Annotated in this window: 15 protein-coding genes; 14 read left to right on the top strand and 1 reads right to left on the bottom strand. The window is 32.4% G+C overall.

All coding sequences use genetic code 11. The features are described 5' to 3' along the window. Nucleotides 1–353 precede the first annotated feature (353 nt). Nucleotides 354–1,037, bottom strand: coding sequence for a S24 family peptidase (locus tag GKZ88_RS22205; RefSeq protein ID WP_155104492.1), 684 nt, complete (start codon nucleotides 1,035–1,037; stop codon nucleotides 354–356). A 308-nt stretch (nucleotides 1,038–1,345) separates the two neighbouring features. Here GKZ88_RS22205 and GKZ88_RS22625 point away from each other — a divergent pair, with 308 nt between their 5' ends. The 14 genes from GKZ88_RS22625 to GKZ88_RS22140 all read left to right on the top strand — a co-directional run bounded on the left by GKZ88_RS22625 (nucleotide 1,346) and on the right by GKZ88_RS22140 (nucleotide 22,765). Continuing rightward, entirely contained in the window at nucleotides 1,346–1,480 is a 135-nt protein-coding gene (locus GKZ88_RS22625; protein ID WP_255474724.1) for a hypothetical protein, read from the top strand. Further along, complete coding sequence (locus GKZ88_RS22200; RefSeq protein ID WP_155104491.1) at nucleotides 1,477–1,755, top strand: hypothetical protein; 279 nt, start codon at nucleotides 1,477–1,479, stop codon at nucleotides 1,753–1,755. Before GKZ88_RS22625 ends, GKZ88_RS22200 begins: the two co-directional genes overlap by 4 nt. 13 nt (nucleotides 1,756–1,768) lie before the next feature. Next, the gene (locus GKZ88_RS22195; RefSeq protein ID WP_155104490.1) at nucleotides 1,769–2,485 is read left to right on the top strand and encodes a DUF3164 family protein; all 717 of its coding nucleotides are present in this window, start codon (nucleotides 1,769–1,771) and stop codon (nucleotides 2,483–2,485) included. Between the two features lie 122 nt (nucleotides 2,486–2,607). After that, nucleotides 2,608–2,808: a hypothetical protein gene (locus GKZ88_RS22190; RefSeq protein ID WP_155104489.1), complete on the top strand. Its 201-nt coding sequence runs from the start codon at nucleotides 2,608–2,610 to the stop codon at nucleotides 2,806–2,808. A gap of 398 nt (nucleotides 2,809–3,206) precedes the next feature. Next, nucleotides 3,207–3,452, top strand: a complete 246-nt coding sequence (locus GKZ88_RS22185) for a hypothetical protein (RefSeq protein WP_155104488.1) — start codon at nucleotides 3,207–3,209, stop codon at nucleotides 3,450–3,452. Between the two features lie 316 nt (nucleotides 3,453–3,768). Further along, nucleotides 3,769–4,059: a methyl-accepting chemotaxis protein gene (locus GKZ88_RS22180; protein WP_155104487.1), complete on the top strand. Its 291-nt coding sequence runs from the start codon at nucleotides 3,769–3,771 to the stop codon at nucleotides 4,057–4,059. Beyond that, a complete protein-coding gene (locus GKZ88_RS22175; protein WP_155104486.1) occupies nucleotides 4,056–4,514 on the top strand; it encodes a CHAP domain-containing protein in 459 nt (152 codons plus the stop codon). The genes GKZ88_RS22180 and GKZ88_RS22175 overlap by 4 nt, the downstream gene beginning before the upstream one ends. A gap of 20 nt (nucleotides 4,515–4,534) precedes the next feature. Next, entirely contained in the window at nucleotides 4,535–5,035 is a 501-nt protein-coding gene (locus tag GKZ88_RS22170) for a hypothetical protein (RefSeq protein ID WP_155104485.1), read from the top strand. Between the two features lie 26 nt (nucleotides 5,036–5,061). Continuing rightward, a complete protein-coding gene (locus GKZ88_RS22165; RefSeq protein WP_155104484.1) occupies nucleotides 5,062–7,236 on the top strand; it encodes a hypothetical protein in 2,175 nt (724 codons plus the stop codon). Beyond that, nucleotides 7,237–10,635, top strand: coding sequence for a hypothetical protein (locus tag GKZ88_RS22160; RefSeq protein WP_155104483.1), 3,399 nt, complete (start codon nucleotides 7,237–7,239; stop codon nucleotides 10,633–10,635). A gap of 22 nt (nucleotides 10,636–10,657) precedes the next feature. Next, a complete protein-coding gene (locus GKZ88_RS22155) occupies nucleotides 10,658–11,164 on the top strand; it encodes a hypothetical protein (protein ID WP_155104482.1) in 507 nt (168 codons plus the stop codon). Between the two features lie 234 nt (nucleotides 11,165–11,398). After that, nucleotides 11,399–13,159, top strand: coding sequence for a hypothetical protein (locus tag GKZ88_RS22150; protein WP_155104481.1), 1,761 nt, complete (start codon nucleotides 11,399–11,401; stop codon nucleotides 13,157–13,159). A 234-nt stretch (nucleotides 13,160–13,393) separates the two neighbouring features. Continuing rightward, entirely contained in the window at nucleotides 13,394–14,959 is a 1,566-nt protein-coding gene (locus tag GKZ88_RS22145; RefSeq protein ID WP_155104480.1) for a hypothetical protein, read from the top strand. A gap of 399 nt (nucleotides 14,960–15,358) precedes the next feature. Beyond that, nucleotides 15,359–22,765 carry a hypothetical protein gene (locus tag GKZ88_RS22140; RefSeq protein ID WP_155104479.1) on the top strand — a complete coding sequence of 2,469 codons (7,407 nt, stop codon included), beginning with the start codon at nucleotides 15,359–15,361 and terminating at the stop codon, nucleotides 22,763–22,765. Nucleotide 22,766: the final 1 nt, after the last annotated feature.

Here is a 22,766-nt window from a genome sequence, read left to right as displayed (position 1 = left end):
GAGCGGTCGAATGCGGCAGTCTTGAAAACTGTTGACTGTAACAGGTCCGGGGGTTCGAATCCCTCTTTCTCCGCTGAGTTTTAAAAACCTTTAACTTTGTTAAAGGTTTTTTTATTTTATATACGCTCCACTTTCTCATCATAATTCAATTGAATGAATACAAAAGCAGATTAATTGCAAAAGTTAAGAACCACACAAAAAGACTGCCAATCTGAATAGAAACATTCGTTCATAAAAAAAGCCTCAAATAACTGAATATTCTAAGACTCTTTCTTTTACAATCACAAGTTAAAAGCAAAGCTTTCTAATCATCCAAAAAAACTCACTTCAAGAGATGATTTCATATTTTTTTACTACATCATAGTATTAATACGAATACTTGCTTTTATAAGCGCTAATGCAGATATTTTTGAAATATGAATATCTTTAGGCTGATGATGCGAATTTTGACTTACGAGCTTTACAAATTCATTCCCTTGCTCCGATTTCTGAACATATTTAACAGTAATGTATTCCTCCCATTCATTCAACTTCACGCTTAAAAGATACATTTCCCCAAAAAAGATATTTTCAAACTCTGTCTCTTTATACAATATTATGTCTCCCGATTTCAAAAGCGGATACATACTGTCACCCGTAACCGAAATTGCACCATCACATTTTGGCAAATTTGGGATTTTTATTGTATCCAAAACTCGTTGCGGTTTTCCACTGCTAAACAACTCTCTTAAACCCGCAACAGCTTCAAGATCATATAAAGGTATTTCTTGATTGGTATGCAATGAGTCAATCGTTTTTCGGTCACTATTCATAATTACAATATTAGTTTCATTTTCTTTTATCATTGACCCATTTCCTGTCAATAACCATTCTGAATTTATTTCCGGATAATGATGTAATATTTTACACGCCTTATCCGTTCCCATATTACTGCTATTATCTAAAAATTTATTAGAAAAACCCAAATCATTGCAAAATTTATACTTAGTAATCCCTTTATAATCAAGATATTCTCTCACTCTCTCTGTTGACCCCATAAAAAGATGTATTTTTTTACGTTAATTATTTGTTTTAATGTGTTTTTTTACATTATATTTGCAAAGTAAAGAAAAATAAAAATCAAAAACAACACAATTGCACACAAATTTATGAAACACAGAAATCATAAAAAAAATACAAATACCCAACAACAAACTGATTAACAGATAAAAACAAACATACAAAACACTAAAAAACAAACTAAACCAGAAAGCTTCTCAACAATGAAATAAACTACACTTATATAGTAATATTAATCAACAGCAACAAATACCTAAACAAATTTTATCATTAATTAATTCATAAAATGGAAACAAATCAAATCAAGGAAAAAATTCAAGAACTGGAAAGTTGGCTCATTGAAAATCCAAATAGCCCAGAAAGAACATTAATAGAATCTGATATAAAAAAATTACGAACCAACTTAGAAAAAAAATCATGAGTAAAAATCAAATCGAAACAAGAATTGCTCAATTGTATCTAGCACTTCAATATTGTTCTGAACGAAGCAAAACTTTTACAGCCGGGGAAAGAATCTGTATTAATCAGGAACGTTTTCAGTGGATGCATATTCTGGACAATGAGACTGCTTCTCCGCGTCCTGTTTCACAAAGTATTGAAAACAAATTAAAAGAGGTTTCAAAACTTGCAGTACTGCATAATTTCAAACCTTATTATAGTGATCCATTCAAAGACGAAATTTTATTACTAAACTAAAAGCCTGTAAACTATGAATACTACATCAACAAACTCAATCAACCAAACTATGGACTTATCTCAATTTTCGGCACAACAATTAAAAGAAGCTTTAAACAGAATTGAAAATAAAAAACTTGAAGAAAGGGATGCGTACAAAAAACTTGTAGCCGAAACTATTCCGAAAGCACTTTCAAGATTACATGAAACCTCAGAAATGATGCGAAATGCCAAAACAGAAACTTTTCAGTTGTTTGAAACTATTCTGGATTTAAAAAATCAGGTTTATGGCTTTAAAGAAAAACAAATGTCGCATACTTTTTCTAATGATAAAGAAGAAATTACAATTGGCTACCGCATTAACGAAGGCTGGGACGATACGGTAACTATTGGAATTGAAAAAGTACAAAATTACATTTCATCACTTTCTACAAGCAGAGAAACTGCATCATTAGTAAAAATTGTTTTCAATTTATTAAAAAAAGATGCCAAAGGAAATTTAAAAGGTTCACGAGTTTTAGAACTTCAAAAACTGACGAAAGAATTCAATAATGAGGAATTTACAGATGGCGTTGAAATCATTGCTTCTTCATTTAAACCAATACGCTCAAGCTGGTTTATCGAGGCAAATCGAATTGATGAAAATGGAGTAAAAACCAATATTCCGTTGTCTATGTCGTCTGTAGATTTTTTACAGGGATATGCTTTTAATTTTTTTAATCAGCAAAACGAACAAAATCATGCAGCCTAATAATGATATTTACGCATCGTTGCTTTTAGCTATTCTGTTAATTACAACCAACTTAAAGCCAATTTTTTCATTTCGTGAATGGCTTTGCTTCAGAATAAAAATAATTTTTAAACAATACTTAAATGAGCGTAAAAATAAAACCAATTACAGACCACGAAAGTTACAAGGTTAATGAACATATTATTTTTAAAGACGGTCTCGGAAACTGGAACTGCAAAAATGATTTGTCGAATAAAGAACGGCAGGCTTTTAATCAATATGAAAGCATCGTGATAAAAAATCCCCGATTTAAAAAACATACCTCAGCCACTTATAAGGGCTAAAAAACCCAAAAATCTGTTTTTTAAAAATTACAGATAAAAAAATGGTTCCTGTTTTACTTCCAAGTGAAGAAAACAGGAACCGGAAAACGGGCAATTTCAGCCCAATAAAAAAGCAGCCAAAAACATTCTTTCTAATGGAATCCAAACCTTATGGTTTATGGAAACAGAATTGTCATGCGGAGCTTGCTGACCTTTATTGTTAAAAAAATCTTTAACAAATACAACCTCAGAACGAGATTTAAAAATGGCATTAGAAGTAAAAAACCAGTATTGAGAAAAGATCAAATGGTTTGACTGCATTTAAAATTTATGTCATTATTTATTATTCTTATTAAAAGTTCATTCTTCTTCCTCTAAAACCTTCTTTCATTTTTTATCACTTAATAAATACTTCTCTCATGCCTATATCTTCAAACAGAAGCCTCGGAATTCAAAAAAATAAATTACTGCGTTACAAACTCGTTAAAGAATTGTATCAAAAACATAAAACAGAAGATATTCCTACTACAGTAGTATGGCGAAAATATGTCTATCCTGTTTATCCTATTTCAAGAACTACTCTGTATGAAATTCTTTGTACACCCATAACTTCAGAACTAAAAAAAATAGAAGAATTAATGTGCAATCAGGAAAAATCTTCTTAATCATTATAAACAGAAAGCGAAATTTCATCCTGTAAAAAGCGTTTTTTATATGGTGCAAAGATGAGTCATTTACTTCTTCAAAAATGATTTCTGTTCGCTTTCCTTACAACTATGTAAAGCCCTAGAATACTAATGTTCATGCACCTTGCATTCATTTTTTTTAGGGCTTTTTTCACCCAATCTTTGCAATCACAAAAGGAAAGAACAGCAAAGATTTAACTGCAGAATTTAAGATTGCACTTTCTCCAAAAAAGCAACATTTCGCTGTTGTTTACCCAAAACAAATTTTATCTAACATTCAACATTCATACATTCAATGGAACAATTTCTATATCCATCCCTTACGGCTTTTTTTGCCGCTTTTGTAACCTGGTTTTTCTCAATGCGAAAATCATTAGCCGAAGACCGTGCCGCCGAACTTGATAATGCCGTTAGTGCCGTAAAATATTATCGTGATCTTCTCGACGACATTACCGCCCGACTTACCGCTGCCACCGAAACCATAAAAAAAATGGAAGTGCAGCACAAAGAACTGATGCTTATCAACCAGCAACTGGTAGATGAATTACAAAAATTTAAACAGCTTAACGGAAAACAACAGTCATGACACTAATCCAAAAAACCTTAGAAATCGCTACAGCGCAAATTGGCGTTGAAGAAATTCCCAGAAACAGCAATTCTGGACCTGAAGTCGAAATTTATTTGCGAAGTGTTGGGCTGTCAAAAGGATATGCGTGGTGTATGGCTTTTGTTTACTGGTGTACACAAAAAGCAGCACTTCAAATTGATGCCAAAAATCCATTAAAGAAAACGGCTGGTGTATTGGATCAATATAATTCGAGACCGCTTTTGGTAAAAAAAACACCTCAGCCGGGCGATGTTTTTATTCTAGATTTTAATAACGGCACAGGGCACGCCGGATTTGTTGAGAAAATTGCCGGAAATACGATTTATACCATTGAAGGAAACACAAATGACTCCGGAAGCCGAGAAGGTTACAAAGTCGCTCGAAGAAAACGAGATGTCAAAACCATAAAAGGCTTTTTACGTCTGCAAAACTAAATTTTAAACCCACTCTTATTATGACTAAAAAACTAAAATGCTTTGCTTTTGTACTTGCTATTGTTTTAATCGTGATTTCATGCCGAAGTCCAAAACCAGTACAAAACGAAAATAAAATTCAAACCATAACGATTACAGAAACACTACACGATACTGTTTTTAAAATTACTAACGACAGCAGTTCATACAGCGCATTGCTCGACTGCATCAATGGAAAAGCAGTTCTCAAAAATGTTATTCAGGCCGAACCAGGGCGTACATTAAAAAGCCCAAAGGTTCGACTTGATAACAATAAACTCCAAGTTGACTGCAACCTGAAAGAACAGGAACTCTACGCCCATTGGAAATCGAAACAAATTAAAGATGTTCAGGAGAAAACGATCACAATTACCAAGTTTACCAACTATATCACTTTTTGGCAGAAAATCCAGATTTGGCTGGGAAGATTACTGCTTCTTATTCTCCTTTATTTGATTGGAAGATTCATCTACAAAATCTATAAACCACTCTGGTTTAAATAAAAATTTTTATAAATAATACTTAAAATATGTCCGCAAAATCCCATTTTTTTATAGAGTCGGGAGGTTTTCCCGCACAGCTGCCAGGTCAGGGTTTTGGACCTCAATCTGAAACTGTTTTCAACCTGACTTCTAGATTTTCTTTAGGCGCTCCCCAAAAAGCCTTTACGATTTGTAAAGGTGTTGTTTTAGTTCAGCCTCAAGCTGGCAGTGATGACAAAGTCAATCTAATTCTTCGTCCTTATAAACAGCCTTTTCCTGGATTGAATATCAAATATTTTATTTATCGAGGATTGCAAAAAAGCGATTTTTTTTCCAATGATGCAGATCCTTTAGTTATTAAGAATGAAGGATCGTATTCAGATTTTATCGACAAAATAAACATAGATTTTAAAGCTTTTCATGAAGGCCGTGTGAAAAAAGATGGCGAAACTGTCACGCCTATTCCTGTTCCGGCTTTCACAGCTAAATTTATTGGTTACGATAAAAATCTAACAGATACAACAATTCCAATTTCTGACTTCTTTTTTAAGGAATCAAAATTTGTCGAAGCTGGAGATACTTTTGATGAAAAAGACGATTTTGAATTACCACTAATCGATATTGGAAAATCATTAGGAAATTTTGCGCAAGGCGAATGCGGAATTGATGTTGTATTGAATTACGGAGACTACCAAAACAATTTTGACAATTCTGAGTTTGCTTTTAATTTAGAATATGCCCGCAAACCTTTTGCAGAAATTACAGTAAATGGTGAAACAGATTTCATTACGAAATTACAGCGCGAGCAAAGCGTTCAGTTTATTGACATTGCAGCTTTTTATGGTTCGCATGTTGAAAATGGAATTGTTACAGTAACTACTTCTGGAGTTAAAACTGAGAAAAAAGGAACTGCAATTTTCAGTGATCTGCTAAATAATTTTTCAACCAAAAATAATTGGTACATCTACATTCAAAGTGACAGAACCCGCAGTTATGATTTTTATGGAAACTATAAAATTAGCGAAGGTCCTGAAAATCTTAAAACAGGTTTAATAGCAGGTTCAGAAGGAATCGTTCCAATGACAACCGTAACTTATGGCACGGATGGCTGGCCGGTTTTAATTGACAAACAAGAGCAAGCAAATACTGTTACTACAAATAATCTTTATCTGCAGTTTTCAACAGATAACAACAATAACACTGCTTTTTACGGCCAAATTGCCAAAGTTGCAAATGCTCAAAAAGACAATTTCATTAATGCTGATGGTTTGCGAGTACCACCAGATAACGAAGGAAATTATAGTTCTCTAACGGAAACAGTTCAACTGACAACGCCTGCCGTACAAGGCAAAAATATTGCAACGCTTAATATTTTGCTTTATCAGGGAAAAGTAAATCAATATACAGCCGGAACAACTCAAGATGAAAACGGAGATCTTGTGATTTTATATGGAAAAGCTAACTTTTTTGATAACGTGTTTAATTTAATAGATGCAAAGCCTTTATTAAACTTAAGTGCCGATGAAAGTTACTCCAGAATGACTTCTGAAAAACTAAACCTCATCAATGAGTTTTATGACAAAAAACAGCAAGGAATTTCTATTGCACAAACCCTTACTGTAAACGATGTTATTGAAACCGGAATTAAAGAAACACCTACTGTTGCACGTGTTACTTATCTAACAGAAACTGTTGATGTTATGAATAATGCTGTTTCTGCAACAGGAAGTACCACGCCAGATACAAAAACAACTGCTTCTGCAAGCGGAGCTGTAACAAATAGTAAAACTTACGAATTACCAGAGCCATTCTATTACAATTTGAAACTGTTTACAGACAGCACTCAAACCATTACCGGACTGGAATTAAAAACATTAGACGGTTCTACTCCTAATAAAATTATTCTGGGATTGACCAAAGCTGAAAATGATACTATAAAAGCATTGATTACTGATGATTTAAAAAATCCTCGTTTGTTTTTGATTGATCTTTTTGAAGATGAAAACGAATTGATTTCTCCTGAAGATGTTAAATATCAGAAATATAAAGTTGCTATTGTGACTGAAAATACTGAAGGTGAGAATGAATTATCTCAACCTGAAGAAACTGTTTTTGTGTATTCGCTTGATAGGCGATATCATTTTAGTAGGGGTTATAGCGAGTATATGCCAGAGCAACAATTTGAGTTTCAATATTTAATTTTAAACAAAGATATAGAATAAATGGTAGTACTTTTATACAAATCAGGTATACCTGTAAACTTAACAAATGATTTTAATGATTTGCGATTCGATATTGAAGGTTTTTTAATAGAATTTACAAAAAAAACAATCATAGGGAAAGATGTTGTCACAACAAAATATGCATTCCATAATAAAAAAGAATTTAAGACAAGTGATAAAAAAAGATCCGATTTAATCGATGGATATTATAATGAAGATCAATTTCTAAATTATATTGAAAGTGTTGGTTTTAATATTGTCTCCGCCAGTGACATGATATACAAACATAAATTTAATTTCGATAAATTTATTGCTAAAGAAAACGATCCGATTTCAGTAAGAGTTACTAATTTTGGTGCTCCTTATGACCTATTCTATGATAGAAAAAAATATGATTTTTTAATAGAAAGCTTATCTGACGAAAAAGGGATTAGAAGCTATTCTGATGGAATACTTGATGGTTTTGATATTGTTGATTATAAATTAAAATTACCTAGTACTTATTCTTCTTCTAATGTTCCTATCCAAAATCAAGTAAACACTGCTGGTTATCATTTTTATACGAAAAATTTAGGGCGTTTTATTTATCAATATTCAAGCGATGAAGAGAAAAGAAAATTTAAAAAAATTACTTTACTTATAATTTTCAAAATTAGAGAAATTGTTAACGAGATATTTCCAAACTTACTTTTAAATGTTACAACTGAAAAAACTTTAAATGATGTTGCAAATTCGATTAATACGGATTTAAACAATCTATCCAATTTTGAAAAAATACTCTTTATTTTAAAGAAAAGCTGGGGATATTATTATGACTCTTCCTCTGCTTTGCCACACAGAAAAACTTTACCATCAACCTTTAATGAGAATTCAACTTATTCAGATTTTGAATACTACTATTTAGGATTAGTAAGCTTTTATGATGAATTTTACAAAATTCCTCAAACATTAGCAAAAGCTCCTGAGTTTGATAAATATAGATTTGTTTTAACAATATTGCCTATTAATGCATTATCACTCATTCCCTTTGAAATTACAAAATCAATAATTGAATCTTTCATTAAGAAGAAATATTTAGCAGAATATCAAAAGAGATTTCTAACTCGATTAATCGTTTCGATCCCTTTCTCTTTAGCAGATTCATTTTTGGATTATTTAGGCGAATGCAACAATGGAGTTGATACTAATTATCAAGCTATTTATTACATCCTTGGAGATGCTCGTACCAAAAGATATATTCCTTTTATTGATGAAACACTTACAAGAAGGCAATATGTATTTGCTACTCATCAATTATGGACTGCATCGAAATATAATTTTTATCATATTCCAAATGGAGTTACTCCAATTCTTGACAATATTAATCCGAATGCTTATTTTATCCAAAACTACGATGAATATATAATAAACAGTACATTAGTTTTTAATACTGGTTATTATTTTTCTGAAGAAGGAATTACAAAACAAGGTTTTGAATATTCTGCCGGATTTATTCATGATAAAATTAGAATTTTTAAAACTGAAAAAACTGAAATTTACAAGAATGAATATATAGATGATGGTTATGGTGCTCCAGCAGTTAAAAGTCAAGTTCTTTTTAAATTACCTGAAAAATTAGGTGATTTTCATATGTATCATCCGATATCTTTAATCGGAATACAACCAGATTTAGAAGTTATCTTACCCGAAGCAAGCTTTTATCCTGCTTTTATTTTTCAATATGTTGAAGAGTTTGAAGATTTAAAAGAGTTTGATGCTTCAGTTAATTTAGGAATTGCAATTACTATCGAATTAGCTTTAGCTTATTTTACAGGAGGTCTATCTAGTTTAAGATATCTAAATTACCTGAAAAATGCATCAAGAATATATCAAGCTTTGACTAATTCTGCACTTGCTAGTGAACAAATTTTGATTTGGTCTGCTTTAGAAGGTGCGACAAATGCTTTGGCTATTTCAGGAAGTATCTTATACTCTTACAATAATTATTTAATCCAATTATCTAATGATCCTTCAGAAATAGAAAAACTAGAAAAATTAAATCGTATTCTATTTTGGCTAATTTTAGCGCAAGCTACAGCCTCAGTAACTTTTAGGTACAAAGCGATTAATGCGGCAGATGAATTCTTAGATTCAATCCCTCCTGGAGCTATTCATCCTGATGTAGAGAATTTATTAATAACCCTAAGAAATCAAAAGGCAACAAATATTCTTGGTATTAGGCAAAAACTTATTGATTTAGGATTAGAAGATAGTACTATTTTGACAAAATTTGATGATTTTGCTGCTGATGTCAAAATAGCTTTTTGGAATGATTTTAAAAGATTATCTAAAGAAGAATGGAAGTTAGTGAACAAATCAAATACTTTGGAAAATTGGAAACTTCTATATGATCGGAAAATTATTGATAGAGCAGATTTGACTGTTATAACAAGTTCTCTTAAAATGGATGCAATTACCAAATATTATCCACATATTCCTTTAAGAAAAATATTGGAGTCTGCTGAGCGCACCAAAAGATGGTTGTTTTTAAATAGATTTGGAAACGATCCTTCAATCTTTGTTAAATTTGCTCTAAATCCTGAAAAGATTACCGAATTTGTCAAAGCTAATGGATTTAGAACTTCTCTTTTAAGTGAAGCTGATTATCTTTGGCTAGAAAACGGTTTCTCTGCAAATCAATTAGATGATATCTATATTCATTTAATGCAAATAAGAAACAAAATTAAAGAGCCAAATAATGCTTATCATAATAAATTTCGTGATTTAATAAAAATTTCTTCTCAATCAAATAAAGAAAAGGCGATAGAATACTTAGGTGCTGGAGGTAAAATTAGTACTGGAGAGTATATAGAAAAACCAGCAATCGATTACATTAAACGAAACCTCGCTTCCTATGAAGAAGGTTATGTAAGTGTAGATATTCAATTCTGTGATTTAAACAATAATCCTTTACATTCTAGGGCCATTCGGGATATAGATGGATTAATTTATGATATTTATACGGCTAAATTCGAAAAAGTTAAAAGTTGCAAACTGCCAGTTAGTGGAACTGAGATAGGATATGAGTTAGATATGATGCTTGCTTATAAAAATATACCTACTAGAAATAATACTTTAATTAAAAATTTCATTATGAATAATAAAAGAATGAAAAAATTTGATTTAAAAGCATTTATTGATAAAGTTGAAAATATTAGATTTAAAATGATAGATGTAAAAACAAAAAAAGAGATAATAATGAGTGCTTCAGAATTTCAACAGAAATTAAAAGCTAATTATTTACCTTCAGATATTATTGAAATAAATCCTTCAACTTTTAATACAACAAAAAAAGAGATAATTGAAGGAACTTATCAGTATTTACATAAGAAATATAATCAAACGAACAGTTGGGATTAATAACAATTAAAAAATAAAGAAGATGGCACGAAGAATAGAATTAGAAGTTGATTACGACAATCCAGATGCTCCAGGATTTTATACAAATTTTGATAATTATGGCGCAATATTGTATTACGCTTATACTGTAAACCAAACTTTGGCATTAGAATTATATAAAGCAATGGTCAGTGAATATTATTATAAATTAGAAACTGGTATACCTTTAGAAGGACTAACTGATGAAAATTTAAATGTTTATTTGCCATTGAGCGATTTACCCCATGTTATAGCATTTATAGATAATCAAATTCTACCTTCATTACAATTATTACCTTTAACCTTAGATTTAACAAATAAATGGAAAATAGGGAATAGCTTTGATGCTTTTTTAATGAATCAAGGCAGTTTCTTTAATCATTTTAGCATTGATAATATAGAACAAAAAGGATATACCGTTAAATATTTTATTGCCTCGTTCACTCAATTAAGAGATTTTCTTGAAGATGTGAGAATTAAAAACACAACATACACTGTTTCAATTATTTAACTACTTGTCTTGTCTTAAAAATAAATTAACATAAAAAGTGTAAAACAACTCAAAGAAAAAAATCTTTGAGTTGTTTTAAAATCTAAAATTTCTCAGAAGAGAAAAGCATTCAACAAAACTCAAAAATCTTATCAAAAAACCAATTTGGAAACTTAAACTTATAGTTTCCCTACTCTCCTATTGGCTTTTTTTCAACTACACTTCCAACTTTTAATCTCCACAATTAACTAAAAAATGAGTACAAATCACAACAGAATTAAAGTCGTTGATTTAGAAAAAAATCAGCCCAATAAAATTTTAAAAACCAACCAAAATGGTGAGTTGGAGTTTAGCGATTCTGAAAATAATTTTCAGCCAAGACTTGATGATGCAAATTTTGGAGCATTCCAAAACACACTGCCAACTACCAATACAATCACTGACACAGATAAAATACCTTTCCTGATTGGTTCATTATCTCGCATGATGACGTGGGCTAATTTTAAATCGCTATTCAAAACAGTCGGCGGAAATTCAATATTTGGAACCGGCAATATTGTTACGGCAGACATGGACACAACCACCACTCAAACTGTCTCGGGAGTAAAAACTTTCTTGAACCTAAAGTTAGGCTTACGAAACGTGGCAAACACTTTTACATCCTTTATTACAAACATTGCAACCGCATCAAGAACTTGGACTTTTCCCGATAAAAGCGGCACTGTTGCAATGACTTCTGATATTACCAGTGTAATAAACGCAGGAACAAGTAATCAAATCCCAAAATATGTTGGTTCTACTGTTGTTGGAAATAGCAGGATTTTAGATGATGGCAGTTTTGTGGGTATTGGAGTATCTAATGCGCCTACAAAAGATTTAACACTTGGAAATCAAAACGATAGGGAGATAGGAGTCGAAGAATCTAATAATACAACCATAGGTCGAGATTTAATAGTTAGCGCGGGTAGAACCATAAATTATGCGCCTACATCATTTTTTGATTTAAATACAGGAATTACATCTAGTTTTAAACAAATAGCTACATCAACACTAGGTAATACATATGTGTTGGATAATTATAATCCTATATTTGAGCAAATAGGTGGAACAGGAACTTTTACTCCTTTATTTAACTTTAACAACTCTAATAAGTGTTCATTTTCAATATCACCAACCAATAAGCTATACATTGTCAATACTGTTTGGAATGGAGGAAATGGTAATGTGGTGTCAAAAGCTAATATTACAGGCACCACAAATACAGAACATTCATTTGATAATGTAAGCACACCTGCATTTATAAGCTGCCATTCTAATGGCAACGTATATCTTGCGGTATCTGGTGGCGGTATTTTAATGCAGACAAACCAAACTGGTGCATTCAATTCTTTAGGGCAAACTTCAAGAACCTGGACAAGTATTAAATGCATGCCCAATGGTGATGTGTATGCAACAGTATCAGGAGGCGATATTTATAAACAAACAGCAGGAACAGGAAATTTTATTGCTACTGGCCAGACTTCCCGTTCATGGACAGGAATTACAGGCTTACCTAGTGGTGATATTTTTGCCTGTGTTAACAATGGCGATATTTATAAACAAACAGCAGGAACAGGAAATTTCATTGCTACTGGTCAGACTCCACGAGCATGGACAAGTTTAGATACGCATGTGAATGGGAATATATATGCAACAGTTAGTTCTTCAGATGTATTTTATTTAGCGATTAACCAAGCAGGCGTTCCAAATCTTGACGGAGGTACATACAAAATAAAATCCGGCACAGGAAAAGGAACCGGAAAAAGCCGTGTCGAATTTTATACTGGGCAAAAATTAACTTCAGGAACTGACATGCAAGTTGAAACAATGCGAGTTTATCTTGATGAAAATGGCTCCTTTGTTTACCTCACACCTCCAAGTTATTCAAATGATGCAGACGCAGATGCAGACGCAAATCTTCCCTCAAAAGCTTTTTATAAAATAACAGGGAATCGAGCCCTTTTTCAAAAGCCTTAAATATAAAATGATAAGTTTTTCAATCTAATTTTTGGCTTTTCTAAAGTCAGACTTACCCTTTGCCCTTCATTTTACAAAACTGTAAAATGAAAAACCTATTGTGACGCCACTAACACAATTTTTAAACAATAATTTTTCAGGTTGTTCTTATATCAACCTGAATTAATTACGGTTAATCCTAAAATAACTGAATATACGCCTGTAATTTTTTAAACCCGTAAATAATAATTAAAAATGAGTACAAATCACAACAGAATTAAAGTCGCAGACTTAGAAAAAAATCAGCCAAACAAAGTTTTAATAACTAATGAAAAAGGTGAACTAGAATTTAACGATGTAAACAATCTTAAAACCGAAAAATACAATGCACTCGATTGCACAACTGAAGGAAAAGCATTAGATGCCAGACAAGGAAAAGTATTAAAAGAAATGATTGATAATATTTCTTCTGATGAATTTATTACCAAAAACTCAAAAAGCTTCATTCACATGTTTTATATAGGCGACATTGACATGGTTGACGTTGATGATAAATCATACTTGAAATTTGAGCAAGGGATGACAGGATTAAGATCCTTAAATATTCAAGATCCAAAAAATTTATATCATGGCCGTGATTTCATTTTGAAAAATGCTACATCAGGAAATGTTACATTATATCATATGCAAGGCACAGGAAATTTTAGATTTAATTTTCCTGAAGGAAAAGATATTATTTTAAAACCAGAAGAAAGTGCTCATATTGTTATGCGTGCAATAAACTTCACAAATAACGGAGGGTTGCTCGACTACATAGGCTTATCTACTGTCGATATTATAGACGATTTAACTACTGGTGGTAGCAACAAAGCTCTTTCTGCTGAAATGGGAAAAAAACTAAATCTTGCTAAGCTATCAGCAACCTTTGCAACCGACTCTGAAACTCAAATCAATTATACAGTTGCTGAAGATGAAAAAGTTATCAGCCGTTTAAAATTATTTAACTGGTGGGAATGGATTAAATCTCAAACACAGACAATTTCCGGAATTTGGAATTTTAAGCAAGGCATCAAAGTTGAGAAACAAAATGGTCAATATACTTACACCTCCGAATTAACAGAATATGGATATTCTACACAAATTAATAGTATGTATGGTTTATTAAAATCCCAATATGAAAATGGTCTAATAAGATGGCGATACAATAATAATAATATTGAAATTACACATTCAGACTTATCACAGAATCTTTACATTAAATTTCCAAGCAAATCAGGAATTTTATCCCTCAAAAATGATTTTATTACTGCTGCTGCAGGAACTACTGACATGCCTTCTCTTATTATTCCTAATGGAGAATTAACTACAGTACCCCAAGATGGTGCTATTGAACGTGATGAAAATGGTCAACTATGGGAAACTCACACTGGTATTAGAAGTCAAATTCTTTCTAAAAATTATATATCTTCAATATATAATTCAGGGACCTATACTCCTACTTTAGAAAATACTTTAAACATTACAGGAGCAACACTTACAGTTGCTAATTATACAAGAATAGACAATATAGTAAATGTTATGGTTGCCTTAACTGCCACTCCGGTAGCTTTAGGATCAGATGTTGAAATAAGTATTTCGCTGCCTATAAACAGAAACCTATCTACAAAAATTTTGTCAGGAACAGCAGCCGGATCAACTGTAAATACAAATTTTTCTGCACAAGTTTTCGTCAATAATTCGTTAAATGCTAGTGTAAAATACAAAGCTAATACATCAGGATTTTCTAATATAGTTGCAAATTTTAGTTATGCTATAAATTAATTTTAAGATAATACCCCTTTGGAAAGCTCAAAGACACTTGCCTTTGAGCTTTCTTAAAAAAGAATGACAACGAAAATTTTAAAACCAACTTAATTTTCCTCCGTCTTACTTATTCTTTTAAAAGCCAATTCCTCATCCATTTACTTTACAACTCTGTAAAGCGCCAGAACATCAATGTTCAACCACTAAGCATCTGTTTTTTAAAGCTCTTTTTTAGGCTGACTTTTACAGTATCAAAGAAAAAAAACACTGCAAAAACATAATAATTCGGCAGTTTTTTTAATACTCATTTTACAGAAAAACATTAAAGAACATCAATTCGAAATACTCTGTTTAATCTATCACAACCCGAATTTAATCATCCAAAATACGAACAAATTTAAAGTCAAAAATTAGAATATGCCAACTAATCCAATTCCTGCGGTTCCAATTCCTACAGCAAGATATTATCCTCGTTTATCTGAGATAGTGACTGTAGATGATTTACCAGAATTTTTATCGTTTGTCGAAGATGGCTTGAATTCCATTTTCAATAAAATTCATTATAAAAACTTACAATATTCAAAAGGATATCGTGGAGATTCGGCTTTTTACAGCCTTGATATCGTAACAAGTGAAAAGCTTTCTCTTCCGTTGCCATTTGGTTTAGGACTTGTGCTTAATCCAGATCTTGATGGAGATTCCTCAATATCATCTTTTCCGATCACTTTAGAGTATCAATGGGAAATTTTAGCTTTCCTAAAAACCTTCAGCTCCAGTAGTTTTTCTTTCTCAGTGAAAGATTTTTATTCTGTTGGTTTACAAGTTTTCCGAATCAGCGAAGAACAAGTTGTTGCCCACATGCTCAACATTTTTGTCGAAGCTCAAGAAGGAAAAACAAAATTCGAACAACTTTTAGAAGATATAAATATTCTTAAAAATCTTGCCGAAGAACATAAACTAAAACTTCCTGAAGATGTAGAAGAATCTATCGATAATGTAATTGCTCTTATTAAAAACAATACTGAAATTAATGAGTCTATTTCGTTATTACTTTTTGCGGCTTACATTTTAAAATCAGATTTAAGCGACACGAAGCAAAAACTACAGGAATTCTACAATATTATTGTTCCAGATGGTATCGAAGAGCATATTAAAAGAATTATTACACCAAAAGCGAAAGCTACTTTGGCATTAAGCGCCGGAATTGAATTTCCTCGAAACATTTTAAAACCTGTTACTGATGTTGGTTTGCCGTTTGGTACAGAAGATGCGAAATCAATGTTTGTATTTAGTAAAGCACAATTGTATGCTGATACTGAAGCAGGAATTGGTTATCAACTAGAACTTGGCGGCTCATTGCAGCCTTCCAATTATGCCATGATTGGCAATACAGGTTTAATTCTTCAATTAGATAGTTTAAAAGTTGATTTAAGCAAAAAAACAAACATTCCTGAAGCAGATGCTGATGGACGTCCGAATGATTTCGTTGGAGTTTATGCGCGTGCTGCTTCGGTAACTTTGCCGTCCAAATGGTTTCATAACGCTGAAATTCCAGAAAGTACAACCCCTACATTAAAAATTGGTGCATCTAATTTATTAGTCGGTTCTGGCGGTCTTTCAGGAAATATTTATCTGGAAACTGTCCCGAGTAAAAATGGTGTTTTTAATTATTTCAATGATAAATTCGATTTCAATTACCCAATAACGATGTTCGAAAAGGACGAACAAAGTGGTGCAGTACATAAGAAAGAAATCGCTGACTATCAATCTTTACTTGTCTTTTTACAAGATTTAAACCATAAGAATCTGCCTTATGCTTTTGATTATCCATTATCGTTAACAACAGTTTCTACACTAGTTTCAAATACTATAAAAGCCTCAACAACATACATTTTTGCTGATGCTAAGGATTATCAAATCTTTTTAGCAGGGTTGTATGACAATACACTTTGGAAAACCATTGGTTCTTCAGACAAAGGCTTTAAAGTTGGTTTTAATAAGTTTGATATTTCTTTTAAGCAAAACAAAGTAATTGGTTCAAATATTAAAGGAAAGATTGAAATTGAAAAATTAAAAATTAAAAAAGAAGATGGTTCAAAAATACCTTTTACTGCTGAAGTTGAAGGTCATTTACAAGATGATGGCGACTTCAATCTTACCGCTTCTTTCTCTACAGAAAATAAGCCGAAAGCAAATTTATTTAATCTCGTAGAGTTCGATTTTAACAATTTCGAGTTAGGAAAACAAGACGATGACTTTTACATAGGAACTTCATGTCATGTTTCTTTTCCTGAAGGTTCTTTAATTGGAAATCTTTTAAAACGTCAGGGCTTTGACATTGAAAAACTTCGTATTTACAGTGATGGAAATATTGAAGTCGAAGGCGGTTCAATTCCTATTCCTGTTAGTCTTTCCTTAAATCTTGGACCTGTTCAAATGGCAGTTACCAACATTAACTTTGGTTCAACCCAAATCAACGGACGTAACTATAACTTCTGGGGCTTTGACGGAGCAATCAATATTAATCCGCTTGGAGTTGACGCTCGTGGAGAAGGTGTGAAATTTTACTATCCTACGGATAACGATCTTAATGAAGAAGATCGTAAAGCAAAATCTTTCCTAAGAATTCAAACTATTGAAGTTGACTTAATTATTCCGGGAACCGCTACGGAAGCTTCTGCAATGGCAATCATTAATGGTATGATTTCGCTTCCTGAACCTGGAAAATCTCAGGAATTTGTTGGGGAAGTTGGTTTAAAATTGCCGAAAGCAAAAATTTCAGGTGGTGTTGGAATGCGCTTTATGCCTAAATATCCTGCATTCTTAATTGATGCCCATATTGAACTTCCTACTCCTATCCCACTTGGATTTATTGCTATTTCAGCTTTTAGAGGTTTGCTTGGTTTTAGATATGTAGCAACTAAAGAAGCGGCGGGCTTAAAGAAAGATAATTCATGGTATGAGTTTTACAAACATCCAAAGCCAGGTATCAACATTAATAAATTCAGCGGCCCGCCTGATTCAATGCAATACGATTCACCATTCTCTATTGGTGCCGGAGCCACTTTTGGAACCGTAGCCGATGGCGGACATGTATTGTCTTTAAGAGCGATGCTGCTGTTATCTCTGCCTACCTTATTCTATATTGAAGCAGGACTTAATGTTATTGCCGGACGATTAGGTCTAATCGAAGATGATCCTAGCAATCCTCCTTTCTTTGCTATGGTGGCATTTGGCGACGATTCATTAGAACTTGCTGCCGGAGCAGATTTTAGCATTCCTAAAGATGGTGGACAAATATTTCAGCTTCATGCTTTACTAGAAGCAGGTTTCTTCTTTAAAAACCAAAAACCATGGTATGTTAATATCGGCTCAAAGAAAGACCCGATTGAAGCTAGAATTTTAACCTTATTTAATGCTAAAGCCTTTATTATGCTTTCGGCTCAGGGAATTGAAGCGGGAGCAAGATTAGATTTTAACCTGCAGCAAAGTTTTGGGCCGGCCAAAGTTAAATTATGGGCATATTTAGAATTAGGCGGGAAAATTTCGTTCAAGCGCCCTCAAATGGGTGGATACATTACTGCCGGCGGAGGTATTCAAATCAAACTTTTAATAATTAATGTTGAAATTGCTTTAGATACAATTTTCTCTGTTGAATCATTTAAACCATTCTTAATTTATGCCAGACTGGATTTAAGTGTACGTGTAAGAATTGGTTTTGTCAAAATTCGTAAAAATTTCGTAGTAGAACTTCAATGGGATATTAACAGAATTGTTGATCGTACACCTTACAGTCCCTTGCCTAAAGGAACAGTTGGAGATGGATTGGACAATAGAACATTAGAAAATGTAAAAGGAGTTCATATGCTTACCAATCAAGCTTTTGAACTTGATTATTTCAAATCAGAAGATGAGCCAAATTATAACGAAAATCAATTTGGTGAAGACGGATTGCCTAAAGCAAACCTTATTACAAAAGTAATTCCCTTAGATACTTATATCGATATTAAAATGGCTAAAGGATTATTACCAAATCCTGAATTGTCTCAAAAAATTGGAGGTTATACCGGCGATGCTAAAAACTATACCGATATGATGCCACCAGTGAGTACTCAGGCAGGAAGAAAACTGCGTCAAGTGAAACATCAATATGCTATTCAATCTATTGAAATAAAATCATGGAATGGTTCAGCATGGGAAGATTATCACCCATTTGAAGCTGTAAAAGATTTTGGTACAACCGAAGATTTAAGCAAACTGCCTTGGGCGCAATGGCAAAAAGCAATTGATCAATATGACAGTATTCGTGTATTAGGAACCAATCCGTTTTCATTTTTAAGTGCAGCTGAACCAGGATGGCATATTCCGGAGCAATTTGGAATCACCTCATCTAAATTGTTCTGTGTTTCTGATGAACATGAACCAGAACATACTGACTTTCTGAATAAACAAATTGGTTTACGTTACAATGTTCCGTCTCAATATGAAGCAGATAAAATCAATGGATTGTTTTTTAAACTAATTGGAGAAGTTTCAGAAATTACTGAAAACAATACAATTGAAAATGTAGATTTTATGAGCATTACGGGAGAAACAAACCCGCATGAATATAACAGATCTTTGTCTTTCAAAAATGAAAATCAGTTGGAAGTTATTTTCCCAGAATCTGCAATTGAACCGGTTTTCAAAATAACAACCCAAGCTAAAGAAGTTGTCATAAAAGCATTTACTGCTATTATTGAAGATAATGCAAAAGTCGTTTCATACAAACCAATTAAACTGAGAAAAACAAAAAATGGTACAGCTGAATATGATTTGACTTATACTAAAGCTGAATTGTTAAGCAGCATAAAATTATTTAGTGAAGAAACTGAACCAATTTCAAAAACTAAAATTGATAAAATTGCCATCATTCCTTTATCTCCTAATGCAAAACGTATTTATGAAATTAGAAATGAAATAGCAGCTTTATTTAGTGAGACATATAGCAGCGAAACTGGTGAAGTTTCTATCTCTTTTCCAAGCTCAATGTCTGAGTACAATTCGTTATTAGCTGAATTAGCACTATTAAAAACTGATGCCGGAAATGATAATCCAACAGCTGGTATGCCTAACAAATTGACTTTTACAAATTATTACGGATATAAAGGAAAAGACACTTATGCATTTGATAAAGTAGTTAAATACAACGATACCTATATTATCTCTTTTCATCCTAAAGCTGATACAACAGTTCTTTTACAAATTAACCCCAAAGGAGAAATTCTAAGAGAGCGTCTAGTTAACGGAGTTGTTACTTCGATTCAGATTGTAAAGGGTAATTTACTAATAACTCAAGCGCTGAATGCTAATCAATGTAAAGGAATTGGAGAAGCAATTATTGATCTCGATTTTATTGTTGGCTGTCAATCTCCGATTGCTGCCATGGCTATTACCGAACTTGATGATGAACTGAATTTAAGTTCTGGAGTACAATATTTAAATAGTTATTCTTTAGGATTTAATAAAGTAATGCCTCTTGCTAATAACGAATTGCTTTGGATTAATGCATTCGAAACCGAAACGCAGATTAATTGGATTAATGGAACTAACCGTGCTCTTATTAAGCGTGCGAAAATCAATGGAACTGCAATTAAAGTTTTGCAGCATAATGATACTGAATTTAGTATGATTACGAAAGATAAAAAGATTATTCGTTTCAATCTTAATACCAGTACAAATGCAATTTCTGTAATGGATACAAAAGTGCTTTCTGATAGTTCAATAACTGAAATTATCGATGCTGTAATTGCAAACGGAAAAATTTTAATTACGGTTAAATTCTCAAATGAAAAATTTGGTTTAGCTCAAATTACAGGAAATTCATTAGATATTGTAAAACAAGATGCCGTTTTTGATTCTCCAATTTACTTATCAAATAATACTCTTACAGACAACTCAATTATAGCTTATAACACACAGCATTTATTGGTATTTAGTTCGGCTTTAGCACTTATCAGATTAATTAAAAGAGGAAATGAAGTAGAAAATGCGTCGATTATTCATCTTCAAAATGAACCTTCTGAAAATGAAATTCTGATGCTTTCATCTAAACCAAAGGAAAAAGGCGTTTATTTCTCCTTGTTTACTGACCAGTTTGACAATTGCGCTTTATATCCTGAACAAACCATTACGATAACAACTTCTGCATCAGCTTTGACAACTGAAACTACAAGTTTGACAACAACAGCATCGGTTGAAAAAGTGAATTATACAAGAGCTCCTAAAAACTCAAAATTAATTTCGGTTCATGAGATGATTTGTGCTAACGGAAATGCTGCAGAAGATCCTGAGTTAGATTATGCAACCTCTGTTCAAAGCATCGAATGGTTTAGTAAAGAAAGTTATGTCCATAATACAACTATTCCGCAGATAGAAGCTGTTGAAGAAGATAGAGAAGCAATGAAATCCGCAGTAGAAAATACTGTTCAGCCTATCTGGAAACCAAATACAACGTATTGTCTAAACTTTACTTTAACCGATACAGTAGATGATGATAATGATAAAAAAACAGACTTTAATTATTTCTATGGCTTTAAAACTTTAGGGCCTGTAGGTCATTATCCTGTTCCCGATAAACCTGTAAAACCTGATGAACAGCCTCCAGTTAAAAACGAACTGACAGAATTGTCGAAATCGCCATTGACGTCATTAAGGCAATACTTAGATTATAACCGTTCTTACCCAAATGCTGATGGAAGTTTATTACAATCAAAACCTGCTTTTTATGGAAATCAACAATGTAAAGTTTCCTTGTTTTTTACTAATCCTTATGCATATCACATGTTTAAAGATTGGGGACCATACACTGAAACCATACCTGAAATAAAAGGAAAATTAAATCTTTTTATTAAAGATCCGCTGACTAATTTACTTATCGAATATCCGTTTAAAAATGAAGCGATTGCATATCCAAAACCAAATGAAGGAATTAAAGAATGGAAAGACGATAACGATCCTAGAATTCCATTAGGTGTTCAATTGATAAACAATATTCTTACTGATAAAGCAGCAATGCGATGTAGTTTAACATGGGGAGAACCTTTAAAACCAAAATCATATAGATACGAGGTAGAATTAATTGATTTAAAGCCTTCTAAACTTTATACTGTTTTAGTAAATAACTTCTTTGATGATGCTCTGCATGGAACTACCAGCGAAAGTAAAAACGTATTAGTACACCAATTTGGTTTCCAGACTTCTCGCTATAAGGATTTTGAAGAACAAATTCAAAGTTATTATTTAAGCGAAAATGAGTCGCACAGAGCATTGTATGATGTCAAACTTAATCTAGATCAGAATCAAATTGATGCTTTACATGATGTAATTACTAATCAGCAAAACGATTTAAGTGATGCATTGGTTACAAAATATCAACATTCATTTGATCGCGCAATTGAAGGAATTTTAAATATGTCTTCTCTTGATCCGGCACAAAACACTGAGGTTAATAAAATTATTGATGCCAATACCGGCAATATCATTGCTCTTTTAATTCGTAATCCAGAGCCATTTAACATTCCTAAAATGCCTTTAGAAGAAATCAAAGATTCAATTTCAGTAGTTGATCAATCTTTAAATCCTAAAACTGAATATGCTGTATTGCATTCAAAAGATTATTCACAGGCTTTAATTATGAACCTTGACAAAGTAATTCCAAAGGACAACTTAACTATTCAGTTTGATTACAGAATGTGGAAAAATGGAGGAACAGCATTAACAGAATCAATCGACAAGCAAAACATAGAGGTTCAACTATCAGAATTAGAAAATACAAATCTTTAAA

Source organism: Flavobacterium sp. LC2016-01 (assembly GCF_009711135.1).
In the GTDB taxonomy this organism is placed as follows: domain Bacteria; phylum Bacteroidota; class Bacteroidia; order Flavobacteriales; family Flavobacteriaceae; genus Flavobacterium.
The sequence above is the reverse complement of the archived record's forward strand: the minus strand, read 5'-3'. Positions and strand labels throughout refer to the sequence as shown.